We start from the raw sequence: 4,925 nt of genomic DNA, 5'->3' as shown, positions 1-4,925 counted from the left end.
ATGATGTCGGCGGTCTACCAGTTCGGCTATCGCCTGGCGATGCTGTGCGCCGGTGCGGGCGCGCTCTACGTCGCCGATTTCGCGAGCTGGCGCGCCGCCTATCTCGCCATGGCGGGCCTGACGCTCGTCGGCATGGGCGCCTGTCTCTTGTCGCCCAAGCTCGACCGGCCGCGGGCAAACCGGGGCGGCGTTTCCTTCGCCGTCTCGTTCGTCGAGCCCCTCCGCGATCTTTTGAGCCGCTACGGCTCAACGCTGATCGCGATCCTCGCGCTGGTGGCGATCTATCGGCTGCCCGATTACGTGTCCGGGGTGATGGCCAATCCGCTCTACATTGATCTCGGCTTCACCAAGTCCGACATCGCCACGGTGTCAAAACTCTATGGCGTGTGGATCGGGCTTGCGGGCGCGTTCGGCGGCGGCATGGCCGTGGCGCGGTTCGGGTTGATGCCTTCGCTCATCCTCGGCGGCGTGGCCGCCTCGTCGTCGCACCTGTCGCTTGCCCTGCTCGCGTCAAAGGGAGCGAGCCTGCCGCTGCTGACCCTTGCGGTCAGCGTCGAGAGTTTTGCCTCCGGCTTCGCCGGCGCGGCGCTGATCACCTATATGTCGTCGCTCGTCTCGCCCGGTTTCGCCGCGACCCAATACGCGCTCTTGTCCTCGCTTTACGCGTTGCCCGGCAAGCTCATCGGCGGTCTGTCGGGGGTGATGGTCGACGAGTTCGGCTATGTCCGATTCTTCCTCGCCACCGCCGCGATCGGCCTTCCCGTCGTCACACTGAGCCTGACGGTATGGCGGATGCAAGGGCAGGAGACCGGGGCGCCGGCGGGGGTGTGACGTGTTTGGCTGGGGCCGGGAGCGATCGAAATCCGCTGCCTTACCATTTGGCGACGCCCCAATCCGCCGCCGGAACGGGCCGGCGGAAAGCGCGATAGTTCGCGCGCTCGCGCGTCCTCGCGGCCGGGGACCAGAATGAGGCGAACGAGTTTGGGCCGCCTTACTCAGTCCATATCTCCCGGCTTTGGTGCGCGCTTTGCGGCGCGTATCGCAGCATCCAAGCGAAAGCCTCAGGCGAACTCAAGCGCCTCGGCCTCGTCTATCACCTGTTCGCCTTCGGGTTCGTCCGTCGCCTCCCCGCGATAGGCGACCTTGCCCATTGCCCGCTCGATCAAGGACAGCAGAGACTCCCGCCGCGCTTTAATGAAGCCGTCGAAGTTGTCGGCGCGGAGCAGGCTGCGTTCAATCATGTGGGAGCGCAGGTGCCCGTCGATGGATGGTCCTGTCACCCCACCTTTCTTCGCCAAACCGGTCAAATAGACCGACGGTGCGTCACCGCCGATGACGCGGTTCGTCTTGTAGCTGAGGGGCGTTTTGTTGATAATTGTATCGTATTTGTCGCGGCCGATTTTCGCCTTATCGCACCATGCGCGCGGGAAGACGTGGTGGATGTCGACAGCCTCGTCGAAATAGCTGGCTTGGTTGAAGGGTTGGCCCGATCTGAAGTCCTGCGCCCCCTCTTTCATGAGCAGTGCGTGGGTGCCTTTGTAGGCGGCGGATAGGCGAGACGTCATAGTATCGAGGCGCTCCGCTCGGAACGCGGCGTCTTTTACCGTTGTGGGCTCGGTACCGCCGTCGATCCAGGCAAGGACATCGACCAGATCCTTAGCAAAGCGAGTTTCGATGGCGCCGCCGTAAAGCTCTCCGAAAACGCCGCACCAATACCATTGCGCCAGTTTAGCTCGGACCGCGTCAAACTCCCAACGCTCTCCGAGTTGGGCGAGGATGGCGGCGAGCGGAACGAGTTGAGACTGATAGGGAATGTCCTTGAACCAGTAGATATGCTGGCCGAACAGGAACTTACCAGCCTTGCGGAACCCCTCTTCGAGTCGATCCGCGTGCTTTTTGTAGGCGGCCAGGGGGATGCTGAGCACTGTGGCGCGCGTGCAGATTACGGGCGGTGCGTCCCCGTCAGCGCCCGACGTGACGTGCGTCCTCCGACGGTCGAAGGTGTGGACCAGGGCGAGCGCCTGGAAGAACTCGGTGGCCTGAAGACGGGTCAGGGGGTTCTCCTTCACCGCGATGGACTCGGCCAACCGTTTCGAGCACCCGGCCCATTTTTCCCGCAGCATAAAGCCGGGTTCTTCGCCCGCGTATATTGCCGTGAGCAGTTCAAAGGCGTCGAGCTTCTTGCCGCCAGTGTTAACTTTTTCGAAGACAAGGCAAACAGCTTCCCGGCTGGTACCTTTCCCAAGCTGGATCACCGGCATCTGGTACTGCTTGAATGCGGCCAGCACCTCGTTCTGGAAGTTAAACCAGAATTCCACCTTATCTTTGTTATAGCCCCAGTGCTTGATAAAGCCCATCTGCCACTCGTCGGAATCGAAAATGCAGTTCGTGGGGAACATGCAGAGGGCGTATTCCTGCTCTGGGTTGGAGAGGTCGCGGACGATATCTTTGCCGAAACTCCTCGTTTCGATTTTTGTCTTTTGGATTCCGACAATGGCGTCCATCCGGTCCGCGCCATCGTCCAGCGCCTTCGCCATGTCGATGTAAAAGAAGCGGTCGATCCTTTGCTTCTTGGCATTTATGGTTTCAATCACCTCTTTCCGCATCGTCGTCTGGAAGAGGGAGGTGATCCGCTGCTGTCCGTCGAGCAGCAAGGCGTCCGGTGTAACACCGTTGTTGTTAGCGGGTGCCCCCTCGATCAGGCGTGGCTTAAAGTTCACCTCACCGCCCGTTTGCAAGGTCATCAGAGCGCCGACGGGGAACGACTTCGAAACCGACGCTAGAAGTCCCCGTAGCCCCTCATCGTCCCAAACCCATCCGCGCTGGAAATCGGGCAGTTGCAAGAGCCCGGTACTTGCCTTCTTCAGAATCTCGTCCAGGGGTAGCTTCGTGCTATCAAACGAAACACGGGACATACGCGCTAGCTCCGTCAATGTATGGCGACTCGGATGTGGTCGCGTCAGTTACTCCTCGCGGGTCGCGAACGTCATGTTAACACGTTTCTCGAACGAGGCTGAGATGTGCTCTGTGGGTCGACCGCCGTCCACCTAGTTGCAGCGCATCCGTCGTGTGCGCGGCGTCGCTTCCGGTTGTCCGCTGCACGCACGACTGTTAGCGTGGCTGTAAGCGCTTGACTAAGCGTGCGTATTTTCAAGGGTTAGCCAAACGTGCGAACGCGCGTCGGCTGAAAATCCTGGCTGGGGCGGGAGGATTCGAACCTCCGCGTGGCGGAATCAAAATCCGCTGCCTTACCACTTGGCGACGCCCCAATCCGCCGCCGAAAGGTCCGGCGGAAAGCGCGGCGGACAATAGTTTGCGTCCCGGCGCATCGCAATGGCGAAAAGCCCGATTTTTCCACGGTCGCCGCCCTCCGGCCCGAGGCCGGAAAACCACGTTCGACGCCGGCGGCCTTAAGGTCAGATTGCGGTTGGAAAGGCGCCGCATTGGCGCCGCGCTCGCCGAGCGCGGGGACGCGGTCAACCGCGTCTACAGAACGCGATTCGACGAACCAGCAATGCGCCTGGCTCCGGCCGACCCTTCGGCGCCGGGGCTGGCGTGAGGAGGAGCGGCGGTCAGCCCCGCATGCGCCGGACGTTCAATTTATCGTTTTATCTCAATGGCTTAGGCGAATCTTGAAGCAAAATGTTTCTGGAAAAGGGAAAATGCATAATGCCATGATGATGAGCCGCCGAAACGAGGCAGGGCGATGATGGAACATACCAGTGTTTTAGCGGAACGGGCCACGAGTCGTTCGGCGGCGAGAAAGCGGCGGGAGGCGAAGGCCGCCCTCCGCCAGGTCATCTTCGAGGCGCTGGCGGCCGGATGGTCGGTCGAGCAGATCGCCGAGCTGCGCAAGGTTTCTCCGCGCACGATCCGGCGCGAGGTCGATCGGGCGCTGGCCGAGCGCCGGCTCGATGCGCCGGACCGCTACGTGCATCTGCAGGTCGCCCGGCTGATGAAGGCTTTGCGGCTTGCGGACGCGGCCCTCGACAGCGGAGACCTGAAGGCGATCGGCCCGCTGGTGAAGGTGGTCAACGCGCTCGACCGTTATCACGGGCTCGCAGCGCTCTCGTCTCAGCCCCCCGCGCCGACCGCAGTTCCATGCCCTCCGCCCGCGCCGCCGCTCCAGCTGACCCGGGCGGCGCCGCCGCTCGCCGAGGCCCCCTCGGGGATAGAAGAATGGGTCGCCAATTCCGACGCCCGGCGTTTTGAGATGACCGGGACGGCGCCGGAAATGCAGCGCGTCCCGGTCGATCGCTGCGAGCGCGGCGGGCCTGGTGACGCCGCGGCGGCCGAGGCTGTCGCCGCGCCCACGCCCGGCGCCGGCGAAAGCGAAATCGTGACAGATTTGGGCGCCCAAGACCCTGAAATTACAGCGCCGGCGCCAGAACTGCAGCGTGTCGGGCCCGTGCGCTGCGAGCGCGGCGAGGCCGGCTTTGCGGCGGCGGACGAGCCCGCCGTCGCGCTGTCGCCGCGCCCACGCCTGGCGCAGACGAAAGCGAATCCGGGACGATTTGGGCGCCCAAGGCCCTGATATCATGAGCCCGGCGCCAGAACCGCGGCGCGTCCCTGTCGGGCGGGGTAAAGGGATGTCTGAAAAAAATACCGTTGCCTATCCAGAAGCGTAGGACTGTGCCCGCGGCACTACGTACACGACCTCCGGCGTGTCTCCGTAGTTAAACTCTTCCCTATCGATGGATCCCGACCGACAGTAAATCCACGCAAGGCGCCTGCCAGCGCGCTGAGCTGCTCGTCGCCATCTCGGACCTGCCCGCCCACCGCCCGGGCCTCTTTCAAATTCCCATTCAACGCCAGTGCTTCGGCGAGCTTTGGTAGATAGTAAGAGGGGTCTTTCGCGGTTTTACCGGATAATGTCTGTGCTTAAGCTACAAAAAGTTTTTCTGGACGTGGAAGCGGACCCACTA

At 62.6% G+C, this 4,925-nt stretch carries 2 protein-coding genes, 1 tRNA gene and 1 pseudogene; 2 read left to right on the top strand and 2 right to left on the bottom strand.

Annotated features, from left to right (window positions below):
• Positions 1-831: pseudogene (locus tag ACLP25_RS04055) on the top strand (AmpG family muropeptide MFS transporter); the annotation flags it as partial.
• A gap of 230 nt (positions 832-1,061) precedes the next feature.
• Here the strand turns inward: ACLP25_RS04055 and ACLP25_RS04050 are convergent.
• Both ACLP25_RS04050 and ACLP25_RS04045 read right to left on the bottom strand, forming a co-directional pair.
• Positions 1,062-2,915 (bottom strand): GmrSD restriction endonuclease domain-containing protein, encoded by a 1,854-nt coding sequence (locus ACLP25_RS04050; RefSeq protein ID WP_442467946.1) that lies wholly within the window; start codon positions 2,913-2,915, stop codon positions 1,062-1,064.
• Between the two features lie 279 nt (positions 2,916-3,194).
• A tRNA-Gln gene (locus tag ACLP25_RS04045) sits at positions 3,195-3,269 on the bottom strand.
• A 437-nt stretch (positions 3,270-3,706) separates the two neighbouring features.
• Between ACLP25_RS04045 and ACLP25_RS04040 the strand changes: the two genes are divergently transcribed.
• Positions 3,707-4,534 (top strand): helix-turn-helix domain-containing protein, encoded by an 828-nt coding sequence (locus ACLP25_RS04040; protein WP_442467945.1) that lies wholly within the window; start codon positions 3,707-3,709, stop codon positions 4,532-4,534.
• Positions 4,535-4,925 lie beyond the last annotated feature (391 nt).

The sequence above is a fragment of the Roseiarcus sp. genome, from assembly GCF_052145395.1.
Taxonomy (GTDB): domain Bacteria; phylum Pseudomonadota; class Alphaproteobacteria; order Rhizobiales; family Beijerinckiaceae; genus Roseiarcus.
This window is presented reverse-complemented; position numbering and strand designations above follow the sequence as displayed.